The sequence below is a fragment of the Burkholderia anthina genome (assembly GCF_001547525.1).
Taxonomy (GTDB): Bacteria; Pseudomonadota; Gammaproteobacteria; order Burkholderiales; family Burkholderiaceae; genus Burkholderia; species Burkholderia semiarida.
This window is the reverse complement of sequence record NZ_CM003768.1, coordinates 1,862,206-1,882,789: the sequence shown is the minus strand read 5'-3', so window position 1 is coordinate 1,882,789 and position 20,584 is coordinate 1,862,206. Positions and strand designations below refer to the sequence as shown.

Annotated in this window: 17 protein-coding genes; 5 read left to right on the top strand and 12 right to left on the bottom strand. The window is 68.0% G+C overall.

What is annotated here, in order from left to right; translation table 11 throughout:
• Positions 1 to 48: 48 nt before the first annotated feature.
• Positions 49 to 1,242: a urate hydroxylase PuuD gene (locus WS64_RS08640; protein ID WP_059585154.1), complete on the bottom strand. Its 1,194-nt coding sequence runs from the start codon at positions 1,240 to 1,242 to the stop codon at positions 49 to 51.
• Positions 1,243 to 1,295: 53 nt separating this feature from the next.
• The gene (gene uraH / locus WS64_RS08635) at positions 1,296 to 1,649 is read right to left on the bottom strand and encodes a hydroxyisourate hydrolase (RefSeq protein ID WP_060966249.1); all 354 of its coding nucleotides are present in this window, start codon (positions 1,647 to 1,649) and stop codon (positions 1,296 to 1,298) included.
• Between the two features lie 507 nt (positions 1,650 to 2,156).
• Between uraH and WS64_RS08630 the strand changes: the two genes are divergently transcribed.
• Positions 2,157 to 3,569: an 8-oxoguanine deaminase gene (locus WS64_RS08630; protein ID WP_060966248.1), complete on the top strand. Its 1,413-nt coding sequence runs from the start codon at positions 2,157 to 2,159 to the stop codon at positions 3,567 to 3,569.
• Positions 3,570 to 3,700: 131 nt separating this feature from the next.
• Here the strand turns inward: WS64_RS08630 and WS64_RS08625 are convergent, their stop codons facing one another.
• Together WS64_RS08625 and WS64_RS08620 are read right to left on the bottom strand one after the other, a co-directional pair.
• Positions 3,701 to 4,630, bottom strand: coding sequence for a LysR substrate-binding domain-containing protein (locus WS64_RS08625; protein WP_006478550.1), 930 nt, complete (start codon positions 4,628 to 4,630; stop codon positions 3,701 to 3,703).
• Positions 4,631 to 4,839: 209 nt separating this feature from the next.
• A complete protein-coding gene (locus tag WS64_RS08620) occupies positions 4,840 to 5,049 on the bottom strand; it encodes a dodecin (RefSeq protein ID WP_006493215.1) in 210 nt (69 codons plus the stop codon).
• A 164-nt stretch (positions 5,050 to 5,213) separates the two neighbouring features.
• Here WS64_RS08620 and WS64_RS08615 point away from each other — a divergent pair, with 164 nt between their 5' ends.
• The gene (locus WS64_RS08615; protein WP_059645485.1) at positions 5,214 to 6,107 is read left to right on the top strand and encodes an NAD(P)-dependent oxidoreductase; all 894 of its coding nucleotides are present in this window, start codon (positions 5,214 to 5,216) and stop codon (positions 6,105 to 6,107) included.
• Positions 6,108 to 6,173: 66 nt separating this feature from the next.
• Here WS64_RS08615 and WS64_RS08610 read toward each other — a convergent pair whose 3' ends face one another.
• The 4 genes from WS64_RS08610 to WS64_RS08595 form a co-directional block, all read right to left on the bottom strand.
• Positions 6,174 to 6,620 (bottom strand): hypothetical protein, encoded by a 447-nt coding sequence (locus WS64_RS08610; RefSeq protein WP_006488003.1) that lies wholly within the window; start codon positions 6,618 to 6,620, stop codon positions 6,174 to 6,176.
• A gap of 333 nt (positions 6,621 to 6,953) precedes the next feature.
• On the bottom strand, positions 6,954 to 7,385 hold the full coding sequence (gene mscL, locus WS64_RS08605) for a large conductance mechanosensitive channel protein MscL (RefSeq protein WP_059585158.1): 432 nt from the start codon (positions 7,383 to 7,385) through the stop codon (positions 6,954 to 6,956).
• 237 nt (positions 7,386 to 7,622) lie between these two features.
• Positions 7,623 to 8,804, bottom strand: a complete 1,182-nt coding sequence (locus tag WS64_RS08600; RefSeq protein WP_060966247.1) for a tetratricopeptide repeat protein — start codon at positions 8,802 to 8,804, stop codon at positions 7,623 to 7,625.
• A 91-nt stretch (positions 8,805 to 8,895) separates the two neighbouring features.
• On the bottom strand, positions 8,896 to 9,576 hold the full coding sequence (locus tag WS64_RS08595) for a PspA/IM30 family protein (protein ID WP_059585160.1): 681 nt from the start codon (positions 9,574 to 9,576) through the stop codon (positions 8,896 to 8,898).
• A gap of 498 nt (positions 9,577 to 10,074) precedes the next feature.
• Here WS64_RS08595 and WS64_RS08590 point away from each other — a divergent pair, with 498 nt between their 5' ends.
• Complete coding sequence (locus tag WS64_RS08590; protein ID WP_059585161.1) at positions 10,075 to 12,597, top strand: penicillin-binding protein 1A; 2,523 nt, start codon at positions 10,075 to 10,077, stop codon at positions 12,595 to 12,597.
• Between the two features lie 84 nt (positions 12,598 to 12,681).
• Here the strand turns inward: WS64_RS08590 and WS64_RS08585 are convergent, their stop codons facing one another.
• From WS64_RS08585 to mfd, 4 genes are all read right to left on the bottom strand, one after another.
• Complete coding sequence (locus WS64_RS08585) at positions 12,682 to 13,116, bottom strand: DUF3574 domain-containing protein (RefSeq protein ID WP_060966246.1); 435 nt, start codon at positions 13,114 to 13,116, stop codon at positions 12,682 to 12,684.
• Positions 13,117 to 13,261: 145 nt separating this feature from the next.
• Entirely contained in the window at positions 13,262 to 14,281 is a 1,020-nt protein-coding gene (locus tag WS64_RS08580) for a threonine/serine dehydratase (protein WP_060966245.1), read from the bottom strand.
• A 62-nt stretch (positions 14,282 to 14,343) separates the two neighbouring features.
• Complete coding sequence (argE, locus tag WS64_RS08575; protein WP_060966244.1) at positions 14,344 to 15,564, bottom strand: acetylornithine deacetylase; 1,221 nt, start codon at positions 15,562 to 15,564, stop codon at positions 14,344 to 14,346.
• A 126-nt stretch (positions 15,565 to 15,690) separates the two neighbouring features.
• Complete coding sequence (mfd, locus tag WS64_RS08570) at positions 15,691 to 19,161, bottom strand: transcription-repair coupling factor (protein WP_059585165.1); 3,471 nt, start codon at positions 19,159 to 19,161, stop codon at positions 15,691 to 15,693.
• A gap of 107 nt (positions 19,162 to 19,268) precedes the next feature.
• On the opposite strand from mfd, the gene ispD reads away from it, so the two are divergent.
• Positions 19,269 to 19,979, top strand: coding sequence for a 2-C-methyl-D-erythritol 4-phosphate cytidylyltransferase (gene ispD / locus WS64_RS08565; RefSeq protein WP_059585166.1), 711 nt, complete (start codon positions 19,269 to 19,271; stop codon positions 19,977 to 19,979).
• A 27-nt stretch (positions 19,980 to 20,006) separates the two neighbouring features.
• Positions 20,007 to 20,492 carry a 2-C-methyl-D-erythritol 2,4-cyclodiphosphate synthase gene (gene ispF / locus WS64_RS08560; protein WP_060966243.1) on the top strand — a complete coding sequence of 162 codons (486 nt, stop codon included), beginning with the start codon at positions 20,007 to 20,009 and terminating at the stop codon, positions 20,490 to 20,492.
• Positions 20,493 to 20,584 lie beyond the last annotated feature (92 nt).

Here is a 20,584-nt window from a genome sequence, read left to right as displayed (position 1 = left end):
ACGAAGAGGCTGGCGCCGGCGAATGATTTCCGGCGCCCGGCGGGCGGCTTACTTGACCGCACCGCCCTCGAACCACGCGGCGAGCTTCGTCCGCTCGTCGTCGGTCATGTGCGTGACGTTGCCGATCGGCATCGCCTTCAGGCGCACGGCCTGGTCGTAGATGCGCTGCGCGTTCTTCGACACTTCGTCGGGCGTGTCGAACATCACGCCGGCGGGCGCACTGCCCATCAGCGTCGGCTTGGCCGAGTGGCACGCGACGCAGCGCTGCTGCAGGATCGGCATGATGTCGTTGATCACGATCTTCGGTGCGTTGGCCGCTTGCGCTTCCGGCGCGACTGGCTTCGGCATCGTCCACACCAGCGCGCCCGACAGCAGCGCGACGCCGCCGATCGGCAGGTACCACAGCTGCTTGCCGCGGTGGCGCATCACGAAGAACTGGCGAATCAGCGCGCCGGCCAGCATGATCAGCACGAGCACGACCCAGTTGAACTTGTTCGTGTACGTCATCGCATAGTGGTTCGACAGCATCGCGAACACGACCGGCAGCGTGAAGTACGTGTTGTGCACCGAGCGCTGCTTGCCGCGCTTGCCGTAGATCGGATTCGGTTCCTCGCCCTTGAGCATCTTGTCGACCATCTTGCGCTGGCCCGGGATGATCACGAAGAACACGTTCGCCGACATGATCGTCGCGAGCATCGCGCCGACGATCAGGTAGGCGGCCCGGCCCGAGAAGATGTGGCATGCGAGGTACGCGGCGGCGACGACGTAGAGGCCCACGCAGATGCCGAGCACGCGGTCGTTGGTGCCGAGGATGCGGCACAGCGAGTCGTAGACGATCCAGCCGGCCGCGAGGAAGCCGAGCGCGGAGGCGACGGCGACGACCGGGCCCATGTCGAGCACGTTCTTGTCGATCAGGTACGTGTTCGGGGCGAGCAGGTACAGCACGAAGAACAGCGTGAAGCCCGACAGCCACGTCGTGTACGACGGCCACTTCGACCAGTGCAGGTCGTCCGGCATTTCCGGCGGGGCGACCGTGTACTTCTGCATGTTGTAGAAACCGCCGCCGTGGACGTGCCACAGCTCGCCGAACACGCCGCGCTTGCGCTGGTTCGCGTCGGTCGGCGGTTTCAGGCTGTTGTCGAGCGCGACGAAATAGAACGACTCGCCGATCCACGCGATGGCGACGATGACGTGCAGCCATCGCAGCGCGAGGTTCAGCCAGTCGGTGATGAAGCCTTCCATGAAACTCCTCCAGACTCAGATCGTTTGTCTTGATGCAGGCGCTGATTCGTCTGTCAGCTGCCGCGATAGGTGCTGTACGACCACGGCGACACGAGCAGCGGCACGTGGTAGTGCGCGCCGGTGTCGGCGATGCCGAAGCGCAGCACGACGCGGTCGACGAAGCGGGGTTCGGGCACCTTCACGCCGAGTGACGCGAAGTAGTCGCCGGCATGGAACACGAGTTCGTATTCGCCGGCGGCGAGCGCGGCGCCTTCGAGCAGCGGTTCGTCGCAGCGGCCGTCGCTATTGGTCAGCACGGTCTTGATCGCGCGGCGCGATTCGCCGTCCAGCGCGTAGAGGTCGACCTTGATGGCCGCGCCGGGACGGCCGTGCGCCGTATCGAGTACGTGGGTAGTGAGCTTTCCCATTCGTTGTGTCCTTGTGTGAATGCGAGGTTCGGCGGCGACCCGATCCATGACTGTGCGGCGGATCGAGGCTCCACGTCACGTGGCTACATACCCGTCGGCGAGCGTGAAGCGAGCGCCGTGCAGGCATTGTAAAAAGGTTCCCCGTGCAAATACGTGCGCGATATCGAAGATAATGCGCCGCGCATGAGCGGCTGTCGACGGCCCGCCCGACAGGGCTTCGCGCGTGGATGCCGGGCGCCCGGCGGGGTGGCGGGCGGCGTACCATACCGAATCCCTGAAGGACGGTATTCGGGATCGCGCATTGTGCGCGGCGCGCGCTTGGGCGATCCTCCCGCCGTGCGCGTCGGCCCGTGGCCCGCGCGTACCCCGAAGACGGCGAGCACGCCGGGTAACCGGGCCAGGGCGTTCGAACGGACGCAGGCACCGGGGCGTGCCGCGATTCAGCGTTCGAACGGCTGTGTGACCGCCTCCAGGGCAACCCGGGAGGCAGACCGACGCGGAGAACGCATGAATCTCGAGCAGCACGCTGGCGCACGCGCGCCCAACCACACCTCATCCCGCCCGACGACCCTGCTGGTCAAGCACGCCGACGTGCTCGTGACCATGGACGACACGCGCCGCGAGCTGCGCGACGCGGGGCTCTACATCGAAGACAACCGGATCGTCGCGGTCGGCCCGAGCGCCGAGCTGCCCGACACGGCCGACGAAGTGCTCGACCTGCGCGGCCACCTCGTGATCCCGGGGCTCGTGAACACGCATCACCACATGTACCAGAGCCTCACGCGCGCGGTGCCGGCCGCGCAGAACGCCGAACTGTTCGGCTGGCTCACGAACCTGTACCGGATCTGGGCGCACCTGACGCCCGAGATGATCGAGGTGTCGACGCTCACCGCGATGGCCGAGCTGCTGCAGTCGGGCTGCACGACGTCGAGCGACCATCTGTACATCTATCCGAACGGCAGCCGGCTCGACGACAGCATCGGCGCCGCGCGGCGGATCGGCATGCGCTTTCACGCGAGCCGCGGCGCGATGAGCGTCGGCCAGCGCGACGGCGGGCTGCCGCCCGATTCGGTCGTCGAACGCGAACCCGATATCCTGCGCGACACGCAGCGCCTGATCGAGACCTATCACGACGAAGGCCGCTACGCGATGCTGCGCGTGGTGGTCGCGCCGTGCTCGCCATTCTCGGTGAGCCGCGAGTTGATGCGCGACGCGGCCGTGCTCGCGCGCGAATACGGCGTGTCGCTGCACACGCACCTCGCGGAGAACGTCAACGACATCGCATACAGCCGCGAGAAGTTCGGGATGACGCCGGCCGAATACGCGGAAGACCTCGGCTGGGTCGGTCACGACGTGTGGCATGCGCACTGCGTGCAGCTCGACGATGCGGGCATCGGCCTGTTCGCGCGCACCGGCACGGGTGTCGCGCATTGCCCGTGCTCGAACATGCGGCTCGCGTCCGGCATCGCGCCGGTGAAGAAGATGCGACTCGCGGGCGTGCCGGTGGGGCTCGGCGTCGACGGTTCCGCATCGAACGACGGCGCGCAGATGGTCGCCGAGGTACGCCAGGCGCTGCTGTTGCAGCGCGTCGGCTTCGGGCCCGACGCGATGACCGCGCGCGAAGCGCTCGAGATCGCGACGCTCGGCGGCGCGAAGGTGCTGAACCGCGACGACATCGGCGCGCTGAAACCCGGCATGGCCGCGGATTTCGCCGCGTTCGACCTGCGTCAGCCGTTGTTCGCGGGCGCGCTGCACGATCCGGTCGCGGCGCTCGTGTTCTGCGCGCCGTCGCAGACGGCGTACACGGTGGTGAACGGCAAGGTGGTGGTGCGCGAAGGGCGGCTGGCCACGCTCGATCTGCCGCCCGTGATCGAGCGCCACAACGCGCTTGCGCACGCGCTCGTGGAAGCGTCGCGCTGACGCGTCGGCGCGGAGGTCGCGCAGCACGTTGCGGATCGGGTGCGCGGCCGTGGCGGCCACCGCCCGCCGCGCAACCCGCCGCGGCCACGCGCAACGGCGTGACCGGCGCGCGCGGGGCGCGCCCTGTGCGCTTACGCCTCGATCAGCGTGCGGGTGGCTTCGGCGACGAGGCTGCGCAGCCAGCGCACTTCGTCGGAGTAATGGCAGCGCTCGTGCCACAGCTGGTAATACTGCATCGGCGGGAAGTCGAGCGGCGCGGGCACGACCGACAACGGCAGGAACTTCGCGTAATGATCGGCGAACAGCCGCGTGGTCGTGAAGATCAGGTCCGACTTCACGAGCACGTAAGGCGCGAGGTTGAAGTACGGCAGCGTGACGACCACGTGGCGCTTGAGCCGTTCGCGCGCGAGATGCACGTCGATCGCGCCGCGCTGGCCGACCGAGTACGGCGTCGGCGCGAGATGCGGCGCGTTCAGGTACTGGTCGAGCGTGAGCCCGCCGCGCTTCGCGAACGGGTGCGTGTTGCTCATCAGGCAGACGATCTCATCGACGAACAGGTTCGACAGGTGCAGTTGCTCGGGCGGCTCGGGCCAGTTGCCGACGACGATGTCGAGCTTGCCGTCTTCCAGCGCGAGCTCGTAGTCGAACGCGGGGCCGAGCGAGTGGAACTCGAGCGTCGCATTCGGCGCGGCCAGGCGAAAGCGTTCGACGACGGTCGGCACGAACAGCACGTTCAGGTAGTCGGGGCAGCCGATCCGGTAGCAGCGGATCGACGTGGCCGGGTCGAAGTTGTGCTGCTGGAACTTGATGCGCTCGATTTCACGCAGCGCGTTCTGCACGGGCTCGAGCAGGCGCAGCCCGTATTCGGTCGGCACCATGCCGGATTTGCCGCGCACCAGCAGCGGATCGCCGGTGATGTCGCGCAGGCGCCGCAGCGCGGCGCTGATCGCCGGTTGCGACTGGTTCAGTTTGACGGCCGCGCGCGTGACGCTGCGCTCCATCAACAAGGTGTGCAAGACGCGCAAGAGGTACGTGTCGATCGCCTCGCGTTGCTGACTCATGTTATCTCCGGGTTATATGGCTGGGCTGATCGAGGAGTGGGTGGGGTATATCGTTTTTAATATGAACGAAAATCAGCGTCAAGAGATGGATACCCGCAGGTATCCGCCGGCCGGGCCGCGACAAGGGGCCTGAACGGGGGGCGCGCGGCGCCGCGCGGATCCGTATTGCGCGGATCCGGCCTGCGGCGCGGCGGGTGGCGACGGGTGCGTCAGTCGTCGATGCGCATGCCGACCTTCAGCGTGACCTGCCAGTGCACGACCTGATCGCCTTCGATGTGGCCGCGGGTTTCGGTCACCTGGAACCAGTGCAGGTTGTGCAGCGTCTTGCCGGCTTTCGAGATCGCGTTGCGAATCGCGTCGTCGCTCGATTGCCGCGACGAACCGGTCAGCTCGATCATCTTGTACACGTGGTCGCTCATGATGCCTCCCTGGGATATCGATCTGTTTTGCCGGTGCAAGGCGCGGTCCCGAGGCGGTTCCGCTACGGTCCCGCTACGGTCCCGCTACGGTCCGGTGCGTGCCCGGCTTCTTGAGTGATAGGTATGATGGGCGGCAACTGCAACCCATATCGGAGACGACGAACGTGGAAGTCGGATTTTGCGGACCGGGATTGATGGGCGCGCCGATGATTCGGCATTTGCTGGCGGCCGGGCATCGCGTGAGCGTGTGGAACCGCTCGCGCGAGAAGGCCGAGGCGCTGGTGAAGGACGGCGCGCAGGTGGTCGGCACGCCGCGCGAGCTGGCCGAGCGCGTCGAGACGGCGTTCGTGTGCGTGCTCGACGGCCGGGCGGTCGGCGACGTCGTGTTCGGCGAGCACGGGCTGCTTTCCGGTGACGCGAGCGCGCGTCGCGTGCGGCGCATCGTCGATCATTCGAGCATTCCGCCCGCCGTCACGCGCGACTATGCGGCGCGTGCGGCCGCGCTCGGCGTCGGCTGGGTCGATGCGCCGGTGTCCGGCGGCGTGCCGGGCGCGCAGGCCGGCACGCTCGCGGTGATGGCCGGCGGCCGCGCGGCCGATCTCGACGCGGTGCGCCCGTTGATCGATACGTACGCGTCGCGCATCACGCACATGGGCGATGCGGGGGCGGGCCAGACGGCGAAACTGTGCAACCAGGCGATCGTCACCGCGACGGTCACCGCGATCGCCGAGGCTGTGGGCCTCGCGCAGGCGAGCGGCATCGACGCCGCGCGTCTGGCCGAGGCGCTGGCCGGCGGATGGGCCGATTCGGTGCTGCTGCAGACGTTCGTGCCGCGCATGACGTCGGGGGGCCATCCTGCGATCGGCGCGCTGAGTACGTTTCAAAAGGATGTCGATGCCATCGCGGACGCCGCGCGCGACACGGGCGCGGTGATGCCCGTGTCGGCCACCGTGCAGCAGGTGCTGAGGCTCGGCGCCGCGCAGGGGCTGGCGGGCGCCGATTTCGCCGCGTTCATCGACATCGTGCGGCCGGGCAACGGTCGCCGGCAGGCGTCGTGACGGGCAAGCAAGGCGTGTGAATGGCAGATGGGCCGCCCGGAGGCGGCCCATCGAATGACTGGCGGATCAGCCGAGCGAGCGGGGTGTCGTATCGCCGGCGTTCTGGCGGCCGAGGCCGCCGCGCAGGCTCGCTTTCGTGCCCGCACCAAACTCGGGCAGGATGCGCGCACGTGCGCGGCTGGCGAACACGAGGAAGCCGAAGCCGTTCGCTTCGTACCAGTAACCACCGTTCTCGAGGCCGTCGAGCGGTTGCTCGAGCGCGTTGGCGATCGATTCGATGCAGCGCTTGCGCAGCTCGGCGATGGCCGGATAGGGCGGCTGCGCGCCGCGCACGCTGCACAGGAGCACGTCGAGGCCGGGCAGCACGTGCGCATAGAGGACGGGCTCGTCCTGCGCGCGGGCGCGGGCAATCTTGGTGTCGAGCTGGGCAAACGGCTTCGAGTGGCGCAAGACCGCGAGGAACGACTCCTGGCCATCCTGCGGCGCACGCCGACGTTTTTTCGGGAAGGACATAAACACTCGCCTCAAAAACAATTGCAAGAAATGCGGCACTTTCATGCGACCCACTCCCGGCTATGTACGCCGCATGTCGATCCTTTATAGCACACGAAAATGCTGCATTCGTGCAGTACGACGATCAATGTCTCCCGTCGACCTGCTCGCCATGATCGACACAGCCAGCGTCTTGGCGCCCGTACTGTCGTTTAGTCTCCATCATAGACCTGCTTTTCCCGCGCGTGCATTCGCCCGTCACAAAAAAGTGAGATGGGCCGCATGCGGCGGTGCATCGCATGCGCAATAAAAAGGCCCGCACGGGGCGGGCCTGGCACGCGAAGCGTGGCGCGATCAGCGCTGCTTGAGCGAATCGCGGATCTCGCGCAGCAGCACGATGTCTTCCGGCGTCGCGGCCGGCGCGGCTTCTTCCGGCTTGCGCAGCTTGTTGATGAATTTCACCATCAGGAAAATGATGAACGCGAGGATCACGAAATTGATCGCCACGGTGATGAACGAACCGTAGCCGAATGCGGCGACGCCCGCGGCCTGCAGGTCCTTGAACGAATCGGGATTACCCTTGAACGACGGGGGGATGGTGCCGAGCAGAATGAACTTGTTCGAGAAATCCAGGCCGCCGGTCAGCACGCCGATGACCGGCATGATGAGGTCCTTCACGACCGAGTCGACGATCTTCGAGAACGCGCCGCCGATGATCACGCCGACGGCGAGATCCATCACGTTGCCCTTGACGGCGAACTCCTTGAATTCCTTGATGATGCTCATGAGCGGCTTTCTCCTGTTTGGGGCGGGGGAGGCGTGCCGCGACGCGCAGGATTGCCTTGCGTCGAATGAGGGTCGGTGGCACGCCGATGGCCGCATGATAGCGAACGTGCCCCATTGCCGGTAGTCCATCTTGAAATGATTGACAAATCCGCGCGCCGGCAGCGGGCGGCCATGCGGCAGCGCGCGGCGTGCGCGGCCGGGCGTCGAGACGGACGTCGACGCCCGGCCGTCGGTGCTTCAGGTGTTGTCGTCTGTCCAGCCGTCGTCGTTGCTGCCGAGGTCCATGCCGCCACCTCCACCATTGCCGTCGCTCCAGCTCGAATCGTCGCCGCGGCCGAGGTCGAAGCCCGGGTCGGCCTCCTGCCGGTGGCGTTCGCCGTCGACGATCACGTCGCGTTCGACCACGCGCTCGCGGCCGCCCGACATCGCTTCGCCGAGCAGCACGCCGGTCAGGAGCCCGCCCATCCCGCCGCCGAAACCGCCGCCTTGCTGAATCACGACGGGCGGCTGCTGTTGCGGATAGGGCTGTTGCGGCGGGTAGGGCTGCTGCTGATACGGCTGGCCCTGGGCGCCCGTCATGCGGTCGGCTTCCTGCGCGTACACGGAGCCGCTGCCGTTCGCCGGCGCCGCGGGCTGCGCCGCCGGGTCGGGACGGCCTTCGACGCGCGCCTTCACGCTGGCGTGGCGCTGTTCGAGTTCATCGACGCGGTACGGCGGCACCGGATTCTTGCCGCTCGAGAGCGTCTCGACGAGCGTGCGCGCGTCGTTCTCGATCGCTTCGAGCTCGCCGGTCAGCGCCGCGGCGCCAGGCGCCGTCGACAGCTTCGCATCGAGCTTCAGCGGCCGGATGTCGTTCAGCACGTCGGTCGCGCGCTTGAGCTGCGTGCGGCGTTCGTCGTCGGCGCGGCCGTCGTCGGCCGTGCGCGCGCGTCGCAGCGTCCAGCGCAGCACCAGCGCGATCACGGCGACGATCAGCCCGAGGCCGATCCACATACCGGTCGACGGGCCGTGTTTTTCGGCAGGCGCGACGGCGGGAGCGAGCCCCGGCTGCAGGGTGCCCGCCTGCGTGGCCGACGGCGTGTTGCCGCGCACGCGCGCCGCATCGGCGCGAAGGCGCGACTCCGTCTGCGCGAAGCGCGACGCGTCGGTGAACTTCAGTTGCGGATCGAGCGATTTCGCGCGCTGCAGTTGCGCGAGCGCGTCGGACGCGCGGCCTTCGCGGTCCAGCACCTGCGCATACAGGTAGCGCGCGTGCGCGTTGTTCGGATGGGCATCGATGACTTGCGACAGTTGCGTGTCGGCTTGCTGCCAGTTGCGCTGCGCGATCGATTGCTCGACCTGCTGCAGCGACGGGACCGCAAACGCGGCGGACGACAGCAACATCAGCGAGAGGCCGAGTGCGGCGAGAGATTTCTTCATGGTCGAACCGGGCGCGACGCGCCCGTCTCCTGACGATCGGTTCGCGCCGCGCGCCCGGGCCGGGGCGCGACGCGGAGGCCCGCGGCGGCGGTTACTGCGCGGGCGTATCGAGCTGCTTCTTCAGCGCGGCGAGACGATCTTCGACCGACGGGCCCTTGTTCAACGCGGCGAGCTTGTCCTCGAGCGCCTTGCCGCTCGACGTGTCGGCCGAATTGAGGCGCGCGTCCGAGCGGGCGTTCTGCAGCGCGACCTTGTCCTCGAGCTTCTGGAAATCCTCGGACAGGTTCTTGCCGCCGATGCCGCCCAGCGCGCTGGCGGCCACGTCCTTCGCCTGCGCGATTTCCTGCTTGGCCTGCAGGATGTTCGAGCGCGCGTTGAGGTCGTTGCGGCGCTGGCGCATGTCGGCGATCTGCCCCTTCAGCTTGTCGACCGACGGCTCGAGCGTCGCCAGTTCGGCCGCGAGCGCATCGCGCTCGGCTTCCGCGTTGGACTGTGCGGCGAGCGCCTCGCGGGCGAGCGCTTCGTCGCCGGCCTGCAGCGCACGCTTCGCGCCGTCCTCGTACTTCTTCACCTTGTCGTCGGCCGCATCGCGCTTGCTGCGCTGGGTGGCGACCTGTGCCTCGATCTCGATCAGCGAATTCTCGGCACGGCCGATGCTGTCGTCGAGCTCCCGCACGATCTGCCGTGCGTCGCGCGACGGATCCTGTACCGAATCGGCCGCATCGTTCAGCAGGCCTTTGATCGTGCGCGAAATAGAGTCGAAAAGCGACATGAAATCCTCCGTGGTTGAAAGGCACCGCGTGACCGCGGCAATGCCCGGTGCGAGCTGGTCCCGCTACGGTTCCGCTTCGGTTCCGCTTCGGTTCCGCTTCGGTTCCGCTTCGGTCCCGGCCCGCGTGAGCCGGCGGATATTACACCACCGGTTCACTTAAATACGGCTTAAACGCGCGAGTTCAAGCGGCTCGTGCATCAGGACGCCCAACCTTTCGCGGCTGAAAGAAACGCGTGCGCACGCGCCGTGTCGCGTGTCCATCATAGGCCGAGGATGCCGACAATACGTGCCGGAAATCACGCCATTGCGGGAATTTTTACAAAAAATCGCGAAGGCCCCCGGTCGATTTCATTAAAATGCGCTGTCACGTCGCGGGAACGGATCGCCGCGCGGCGGGGTCTGTCGACGTGACAGCCGCATCTCGATGCACCCACTCTGATTCATCCGCTTGCATTTCCGCATGCGTCCGAGGGCGCCACGACCGCCCGCCATTCCGACATGCCAATTATCAAACGACCGCCTTCTTCTTCCGACAGGAACGAACCCCACTACACGCTGCGCCGTTCGCCGTCCGGAGCCTATTACCCCGATGACGACGATCGCGACGACGGCCGCCGCGCGCAGCAGCGCGGTGGCGGAGGCGGAGGGCGCCGCCGCACGTTCGGCTCGCGCGTCGCGCTGTGGTTCGTCGGCCTCATCGCGACGCTCGCGGTCGTCGGCGCGCTGATCGTCGGTTACGCGCTCGTCGTGATGGCGCCGCAACTGCCGTCGCTCGATGCGCTGACGAATTACCAGCCGAAGGTGCCGCTGCGCGTGTTCACCGCCGACCACGTGCTGATCGGCGAGTTCGGCGAGGAGCGCCGCAGCCTCGTGCGCTTCCAGGACATTCCCGACGTGATGAAGAAGGCCGTGCTCGCGATCGAGGACTACCGCTTCTACGAGCACGGCGGCGTCGATTTCCTCGGCATCCTGCGTGCGGGCGTGGCCGACCTGATGCACGGCGGCGCGCGTCAGGGCGCGAGCACGATCACGATGCAGGTCGCGCGCAACTTCTTCCTGTCGAGCGAGAAGACCTACACGCGCAAGATCTACGAAATGCTGCTCGCGTACAAGATCGAGAAGGCCCTGACGAAGGATCAGATCCTCGAGCTGTACATGAACCAGATCTATCTCGGCCAGCGTTCGTACGGCTTCGCGGCCGCCGCGCGCGTGTACTTCGGCAAGGACCTGAAGGACATCACGCTCGCGGAAGCGGCGATGCTCGCGGGGCTGCCGAAGGCGCCGTCCGCGTACAACCCGGTCGTCAATCCGAAGCGCGCGAAGGTGCGTCAGGAATACATCCTGAAGCGCATGCTCGACATCGGCTACATCACACAGCCGCAGTACGACGCAGCGATCAAGGAAGAGATTCACGTGCGCACGCCGGGCAACCAGTACGCGGTGCACGGCGAGTACGTCGCCGAGATGGTGCGGCAGATGATGTACGAGCAATACAAGGACGAAACCTACACGCGCGGGCTGACCGTCACGACGACGATCAATTCGGCCGACCAGGAAGCCGCATACCAGGCCGTGCGTCGCGGGATTCTCGACTACGAGCGCCGCCACGGTTATCGCGGCCCCGAAGCGTCGATCAACCTGCCCGCGGCCGGCGACGAGCGCGACGAGGCGATCGACGACGCGCTCGCCGATCACCCGGACAACGGCGACCTGCAATCGGCGGTCGTGCTGTCGGCGTCGCCGAACGCGGTCGAGGTGCAGTTCGTCGGCGGGGCGACCACGACGATCGGCCCGGCCGGGCTGCGTTTCGTGTCGGCCGCGCTGGGCCCGCGCGCGAACAACGCGCTGCGCATCAAGCCGGGCTCGGTCGTGCGCGTGCTGAAGGACGGCAAGACGGGCTGGCAGGTGGTGCAGTTGCCGCAGGTCGAAGGCGCGCTCGTCGCGATCGCGCCGCAGGACGGCGCGATCCGCTCGCTCGTCGGCGGCTTCGACTTCAACAAGAGCAAGTTCAACCACGTGACGCAGGCGTGGCGGCAGCCGGGCTCGTCGTTCAAGCCGTTCATCTACTCGGCGTCGCTCGACAAGGGGCTCGGGCCGGCGACGATGATCAACGACGCGCCGCTGTATTTCCCGCCGAGCGTGCCGGGCGGCACCGCGTGGGAGCCGAAGGACGACGACCAGCCGGACGGCCCGATGACGATGCGCACCGGCCTGCAGCGTTCGAAGAACCTCGTGTCGATCCGGATCCTCGCGTCGATCGGCACGCAGTACGCGCAGCAGTACGTGACGCAGCGCTTCGGCTTCGATCCGGCGAAGACGCCGCCGTACCTGCCGATGGCGCTCGGCGCGGGGCTCGTGACGCCGCTGCAGCTCGCGACCGGCTATGCGGTGTTCGCGAACGGCGGCTACAAGGTCGACCCGTACCTGATCGCCGAAGTCGACGACGCGCGCGGCCAGCCGATGCAGAAGTCGCAGCCGGTAGTCGCGGGCAGCACGGCGCCGCGCACGATCGAAGGCCGCAACGCGTACGTGATGAACAGCCTGCTGCATTCGGTCGCGACGGCCGGCACGGGCGCGGGCACCAACGCGCTGGGCCGCAACGACCTGCAGGGCAAGACGGGTACGACGAACGATGCGAAGGATGGCTGGTTCGCCGGCTACCAGCAGTCGCTCGTCGCGGTGGCTTGGATGGGCTTCGACCAGCCGAAGAGCCTGGGCAGCCGCGAATTCGGCGCGCAGCTCGCGCTGCCGATCTGGGTGAACTACATGCGCACCGCGCTGAACGGCGTGCCCGAGCAGCAGATGCCGATGCCGGACGGCCTGACCACGATCGACGGCGAGCTGTACTACGCCGATCGCACGCCGGGCAACGGGTTCGTCGCGAACGTCGACATCAACCCGGCCGAGAACGCGATCAGCGCGAACGACGCACTCGGTTCCGCCGGCGCGGCAGGGCTGGCGCCGCCGCCCGTCACGCCGCAGGAGAAGCAGCAGATCATGGACATGTTCGAGAGCAAGTAAGCGATACGCCGTTCTCCGCGCATGCGACGGGCGCCTTCGGGCGCCCGTTTTTTTTGCGTGCGGCCGGGCAGCAAAGACGGTGAATCAGAACGACGCGCAGGCCGGCACGACGGTCATGCCGACCGATTGCTGGTGAAATCGCTCGACGTACGCTTGCCGGATCGCGGCGAGCCGTGCGCGCGTGTCCGGCGTATCGTCGGCGATGATACGGACCACGAAGCTGTCTTCGCGCGTGATCGCGCCGCTTCCGCGGTCGCGCCACTGGCCGTGCGTGTCCCAGTACGTGAGGCCGTCGGGGAAGCGTGGCGTGACCGTGTCGGCGAGGAATGCCGCGCGTTCGGCATCGGTGACGGGGCCGCGCCCGGCGATGTCGCGCCCGAACAGCAGGTCGGCCTGCAGCATGCGGCTTTCGCCCGGCCGCGCGCAGGACGCAGATTGCGCGGTGGAGGTGGACGAGGGTGGCGCCGCGCAACCGGCGAGCAGGGCGAGCACCGCAGCGCATGCGGCCAGCCGCCGCATCTGCCCATTTCGTGACGATCGACCTTCGCGCGCGCAAAACGCCGCCCGCTCAACCACTTGCGCGCTTGTCCGGCGGGTTATCAACAGGGCTGTCAACATAATCTGGGGATAACCCCGGGTCGGTCTGCGCACGCACGACGCGTGGTCAGTGCTGCAGTTGCGCGTGCGCGAGGTGCATGCCGAGCGTGGCGGGATCGGTGTTCGTGCCCGACAGCAGCACGCCGACGCGCTTGCCCTGCAGCGTTTCGCGCAGCGGGCCGAGGAGCGCCGCGAGCGCGGCCGCGCAGGCCGGCTCCACCGACAGTTTCAGGTGCGAGAACAGGAACAGCATCGCGGTGCGCAGTGCATCGTCGGAGACGGTGACGATGCGATCGAGATGGCGCCGGCACAGCTGATAGCTGTATTCCTCGGTATGCGGCGCCATCAGCGAATCGGCGATCGACTGCATCGCGCTCATCTTGATCGTGTGATTGGCCGCGAAGCTGCGGCTCATCGCGTCGGCGCCTTCCGGCTCGACGCCGTACACGTGCACGCGCGGATTCGCGAGCCGCAGCGCGGTCGCCATGCCGGCCGCGAGCCCGCCGCCGCCGATCGGCACGATCACCGCGTCGAGGTCCGGCGTCTGCGTCGCCCATTCGTAGCCGAGCGTCGCGGTACCGAGGATCGTGTGATAGCCGTTGAACGGATGAATGAAGAAGCGGCCTTCCTCGGCCTCGATGCGCCGCACGAGGTCGAATGCCTGCGACGCGCTGCCCGCGAGCACGACTTCCGCGCGGTACTGCTTGCACTGCGCGATGCGCGTCGGGCTCGCGGTATGGAACATCACGACCTTCGCGCTGCTGCCGAGCCGCATCGCCGCGTACGCGACGGCCGCCGCATGATTGCCGGCCGACACGCAGGTGACGCCCGCGTTCTTGCGGGCTTCGTCGAGCGCGAGCACGTGCGTGAACGCGCCGCGCGCCTTGAAGCTGCCACTCGCCTGCAGCAGCTCGAACTTGAAGTTGACGTGCGTGCCTTCGAGGGAGGGCAGGTCGGCGCGCTCGAATACGGGCGTGCGCGCGACCCACGGCGACAACGCGAAATGCTGCGCGGCGATCTCGTCGAGCGTCGGAATCGGCTCGCCGTCGATCGTCGTATGGGCCGTGCCCTGTTGTTCAGTCGACATGACGTGGCGGGTGGCGGAGTGGGCCGGCCCGCGCACGCGGGCCGGCGTGGGGCGGGAGGCAGTCAGTGCGCGTCGACCGACATGCTGCGGATGAACTTGCGCAGGAACTGCTCGCAGCCGGCGAGCTGCGCGAGTTCGACATATTCGTTCGGCTTGTGCGCCTGCTCGATGTTGCCGGGCCCGCACACGACGCTCGGGATGCCCGCGCGGGCGAACAGCCCGGCCTCGGTGCCGTACGCGACCTTGCGCTTGTCCTGGTCGGCCGTCAGCGCGCGCACGAGCTGCGTGATCGCCGCCTGTTCGGTCGCGTCGAGGCCGGGCGCCGCGGCGATCTTCGAGAACTCGATCGCGGCGCTCGGATGCTCGCGCAGCATCTGCGGCAGCAGCGTTTCCTGCGCGTAGGCTTCGATGCGCGCGAAGATCTGTTCGGGATCGAGTGTCGGCAGATTGCGGAATTCGAAGTCGAAGCGGCACTCGGCCGGCACGGTGTTGATCGCGTTGCCGCCCTGGATCGTGCTCGTCTGCGCGGTCGTGAACGGCACGTCGTACAGTTCGTCGAACGGGCCTTCGGCGCGAAAGCGCTCGGCGATGTCGCGAATGTGGCAGATGAGGCGCGCCGCATACTCGATCGCGTTGAGCCCCTTCGGCGTCAGCGACGAATGCGCGGCGTGGCCGCGCACGCAGCAGCGGTACGCGTTGATGCCCTTGTGCGCGATGATCGGCCGCATGCTGGTCGGCTCGCCGACGATGCACCCGGACGGCTGCACGCCGCGCTTCACGAGATCGGCGATCATCAGCGGCGCGCCCGCGCAGCCGATTTCCTCGTCGTAGGACAGCGCGAAATGGATCGGCTGCGCGAGCTTCGTCGCCTGCATCTCGGGCAGCAGCGCGAGCGCCGCGCCGATGAAGCCCTTCATGTCGCAGGTGCCGCGGCCGTACAGGCGGCCGTCGCGGATTTCCGGCGCGAACGGGTCGCTGTCCCATTGCTGGCCGTCGACCGGCACGACGTCGGTATGGCCCGACAGCACGATGCCGCCGTTCGTCGAACCGTCGTGCGCGGGCACGGTGGCAAACAGGTTCGCCCAGCCGTCGCGCGGGTCGTGCGTGATCGTCGACGCGATGCCCTTCGCGGCGAGCGCGTCGCGCACCGTCTCGATCAGGCCGAGGTTCGGCACGCGGCTCGTCGTGTCCATCGACACGAGTTGCTTGACCCAGGGCAGGCTGACGAGCGATGCGTCGCCTTCGGTGGCGGCGGACGGCGCCGTCGCGTCGAGAGTGGACATGGCAAAACTCCGTCTGATGAATGAGAAATCATACTCAAAAACGCGCCCGGCCGCCTTCGCCGGGCGCGATGCGGTGCAGCAACGTCGCGCCCGTCAGGATCGCATCGGCGCTGCGTCGGCGCTGCATCAACGGGCCGCGACGGCCGCCCCCTGTTTCGGGGCGAGCGCGCGCAGCGTTTCCTTGATCGTCGACACGCGGATCGCGAGGTCGGGCGAGCGCGTCTCGATGCGCAGCTTGTCCTGGCCCGCCAGCTTGATGTGGCGATGCTTCTGCACCATCTCGATGATCCGCATCGGATCGATCGGCGGGTTCGGCTCGAACTGCAGCCCGATCGCGGCCTCGCTCGCGTCGATCTTCACGATGCCGAGCGGCTTCGCGGCGATCCGCAGCCGGTGCGTCTCGACGAGCGCGTGCGCCTGCGGCGGCAGCTTGCCGAAGCGGTCGATCAGTTCCTCCTGGATGCCGTCGATCGCGTCGCCGTGCTCGCAGTTCGCGAGCCGCTTGTACAGCGACAGTCGCTCCTGCACGTCCGCGCAGTAGTCGGCCGGCAGGATCGCGGGCGCATGCAGGTTGATTTCGGTCGTCGCGGCGAGCGGGGCGGTGAGGTCGGGTTCCTTGCCGTTCTTCAGCGCCTTCACCGCGTCGTTCAGCATGTCCGTATAGAGCTGGAAGCCGATCTCGTGGATTTCGCCCGATTGCTTGTCGCCGAGCACCTCGCCGGTGCCGCGGATCTCGAGGTCGTGCATCGCCAGATAGAAGCCCGAGCCCAGCTCCTCCATCTGCTGAATCGCTTCCAGCCGGCGCTGCGCCTGCTTGGTCAACGACTGCGGATCGTTGACCAGCAGGTACGCGTAGGCCTGGTGGTGCGAGCGGCCGACGCGGCCGCGCAACTGGTGAAGCTGCGCGAGGCCGAACTTGTCCGCGCGGTGCATGATGATCGTGTTCGCGCTCGGCACGTCGATGCCGGTCTCGATGATGGTCGTGCACAGCAGCACGTTCGCGCGCTGCGCGACGAAATCGCGCATCACGCGTTCGAGCTCGCGCTCGTGCATCTGGCCGTGCGCGATCACGATGCGCGCCTCGGGCACGAGCGCCTCGAGCATCGCCTTGCGGTTCTCGATCGTCTCGACCTCGTTGTGCAGGAAGTACACCTGGCCGCCGCGCTTCAGCTCGCGCAGCATCGCCTCGCGGATCACGCTTTCTTCCTCGCGGCGCACGAACGTCTTGATCGCGAGCCGCTTCTGCGGCGCGGTCGCGATCACCGAGAAATCGCGCAGCCCTTCGAGCGCCATGCCGAGCGTACGCGGGATCGGCGTCGCGGTGAGCGTCAGCACGTCGACTTCCGCGCGCAGCGCCTTCAACGCTTCCTTCTGGCGCACGCCGAAGCGGTGCTCCTCGTCGATGATCACGAGGCCGAGGCGCTTGAACTGCACGTCCGACGACAGCAGCTTGTGCGTGCCGATCACGATGTCGACGCTGCCTTCGTTGATCTGCGCGATCGCCGCATTCACTTCCTTCGCGGTCTTGAAGCGCGACAGCTCGACGATGCGCACCGGCCAGTCCGCGAAGCGGTCGGCGAAGGTCTGCGTGTGCTGCTCGGCGAGCAGCGTCGTCGGCGACAGCAGTGCGACCTGCTTGCCGCCCATCACCGCGATGAACGCGGCGCGCAGCGCGACCTCGGTCTTGCCGAAGCCGACGTCGCCGCACACGAGGCGGTCCATCGGCTTGCCGCTCGTCATGTCGCCGATCACGGCCGCGATCGCCGCGGCCTGGTCGGGCGTTTCCTCGAAGCCGAAGCTTTCCGCGAATTTCACGTAGTCGCGCGGGTCGAGCGCGAACGCGTGGCCCTCGCGGGCCGCGCGGCGCGCGTACAGGTTCAGCAGCTCGGCGGCCGTGTCGCGGATCTGCTGCGCGGCCTTGCGCTTCGCGCGCTCCCACTGGCCGGAGCCGAGCGCGTGCAGCGGTGCGCTGTCGGGATCGGCGCCGCTGTAGCGCGAGATCACGTGCAGTTGCGCGACGGGCACGTAGAGCTTGCTGTCGCCCGAGTATTCGAGATGCAGGAATTCGGTCTCGCCTTCGCCGAGATCCATCGACACGAGGCCCATGTAGCGGCCGATGCCGTGCTGCGCGTGCACGACCGGATCGCCGACCTTCAGCTCGGACAGGTCGCGCACCATCGCGTCGACGTTGCTCGCCTGTTCCTGCCGGCGGCGGCCCGCGCGGCGGCCGAGCGCGCCGTAGAGCTCCGTTTCGGTGACGATCGCGTAGCCTTCGCCCGGCACCGCGAAGCCGTTCGCGAGCGGCGCGACGCCGAGCGCGAAGCGCGCGTCGCTCGCGAGCCAGCTCGCGAAATCGTCGTTCGAGGATGGCCGCAGGTGATGTTCCGCGAGCAGTTGCAGGATCGTTTCCCGACGGCCGGCCGATTCGACGGTGAGCAGTACGCGCTTGCCCGACGATTCGACGAACGTGCGCAGCGACGCGAGCGGATCCTCCGCATGGCGGTCGACGGTGAGCTCGGGCAGCGCGGTCGCCCAGCCGCCGGCCGGCTGCGCGGGCAGCACGACGCGCGCGAACGGCTTCGCGAACGCGAAGAAATCCTCGTCGGACAGGAACAGCCGCTGCGGCTCGAGGATCGGCCGCTCGCGATCGTGCGCGAGGAACGCGTGACGCTGCTTCGTATCGGCCGTGAAGCGGCGGATCGACGCTTCGAGATCGCCGGTGAACACGAGGTGCGCGTCCTGCGGCAGGTAGTGGAACAGCGTGGCCGTCTCGTCGAAGAACAGCGGCAGGTAATACTCGATGCCGGCCGACGGCACGCCGTTGCCGATGTCCTTGTAGATCGGCGCGCGGCTCGGGTCGCCCTCGAAGGTTTCGCGCCAGCGGCTGCGGAAGGCCGTGCGCGCGGCCTCGTCGAACGGGAACTCGCGGCCGGGCAGCAGGCGCACGTCGCGCACCGGGTACAGGCTGCGCTGCGTGTCGGGGTCGAACGCGCGGATCGAGTCGACCTGGTCGTCGAACAGGTCGATCCGGTACGGCAGCGGCGAACCCATCGGGTACAGGTCGATCAGCGAGCCGCGCACGCAGTATTCGCCGGGCCGCACGACCTGGCTCACGTGCTCGTAGCCGGCCAGCGTGAGCTGCGATTTCAGCTTCGCCTCGTCGAGCCGCTCGCCCTGCGCGAACGCGAACGTGTACGCGGCCATGAACGACGCGGGCGGCATCCGGTACAGCGCGGTGGTCGCGGGCACCAGCAGGATGTCGCAGCGGCCCTCGCCGAGGTCGTGCAGCGTCGCCAGCCGCTCGGACACGAGGTCCTGGTGCGGCGAGAACGTGTCGTACGGCAGCGTTTCCCAGTCGGGCAGCAGGCGCACGCGCGCATCGGGCGAGAAGTAGTGGATTTCCTGCGACAGCCGCTGCGCGTCGACCGCGTTCGCGCAGATCACCGCGAGGAGCGGCACGTCCTGGCGGTTGTCGGCGAGATAACGGGCGATGGCGAGCGCGTCGGCGGAGCCGTGCGCGCCGTCGAAGGCGAAACGCTGGCCGGGCTTGACGCGGGCAACGGGTGAAGCGGACGGGGTGGAAGCGTTATCTGGCATAGGGACGACAGGGGTGGCGTGCACGGGCGCATCGCGGTGCGCCGGTCGAGACGAAAGACCTATTATAAAATCCGCTTCTCGATTTCACCTTTCCGGCGTTTCCCTTCGTGACTCCCCGACTTTTCGCCCTGATTCCCTGTGCCGGCACGGGCAGCCGTTCCGGCTCGGCCGTGCCGAAGCAATACCGCACGCTGGCCGGCCGCGCGCTGCTGCACTACACGCTCGCCGCGTTCGACGCGTGCAGCGAGTTCGCGCAGACGCTCGTCGTGCTCGCGCCCGACGATACCCATTTCGACGCGCGCCGCTTCGCGGGCCTGCGCTTCGCGGTGCGTCGCTGCGGCGGCGGCTCGCGGCAGGCGTCGGTGCTCAACGGGCTGCTGGAGCTGGCGGAATTCGGCGCGACCGACCACGACTGGGTGCTCGTGCACGACGCCGCGCGCCCGGGCATCACGCCGGCGCTGATCCGCACGCTCGTCGCGACGCTGAAGGATGACCCGGTCGGCGGGATCGTCGCGCTGCCGGTGGCCGATACGCTCAAGCGCGTGCCGGCCGGCGGCGACGCGATCGCGCGCACGGAGCCGCGCGACGCGCTGTGGCAGGCGCAGACGCCGCAGATGTTCCGTATCGGCATGCTGCGCGAAGCGATCCTGCGCGCGCAGCGCGAAGGGCACGACCTGACCGACGAAGCGAGCGCGATCGAATGGGCCGGTCATACGCCGCGCGTCGTGCAGGGCAGCCTGCGCAACTTCAAGGTCACGTACCCGGAAGATTTCGCGCTCGCGGAGGCGATCCTCGCGCGCCCCGAAAACGCTTCCTGACTTTCACTCCTCTCAATCGGAACACGCATGGATTTCAGAATCGGACAAGGCTACGACGTGCACCAGCTCGTCGAAGGGCGCCCCCTCATCATCGGCGGCGTGACGATTCCGTACGAGCGCGGCCTGCTCGGCCACTCGGACGCGGACGTGCTGCTGCACGCGATCACCGACGCGCTGTTCGGCGCGGCGGCGCTCGGCGACATCGGCCGCCATTTCTCCGACACCGACGCGGCGTTCAAGGGCGCCGACAGCCGCGTGCTGCTGCGCGCGTGCGCCGAGCGCGTGAAGGCGGCCGGCTTCGCGATCCAGAACGTCGACAGCACCGTGATCGCGCAGGCGCCGAAGCTCGCGCCGCATATCGACGGGATGCGCGCGAACATCGCCGCGGATCTCGGGCTGCCGCTCGAGCGCGTGAACGTGAAGGCGAAGACCAACGAGAAGCTCGGCTATCTCGGCCGCAGCGAGGGGATCGAGGCGCAGGCCGCCGCGCTGCTGGTGAAGCAGGGCGGCTGACGTCCGGCCGTGGCGGCGTGCGGTTCGCGCCGCACGCCGCGCCGCCGAAATGAAAAATGCCACGCGCATGCGTGGCATTTTCGTTGGAAGCG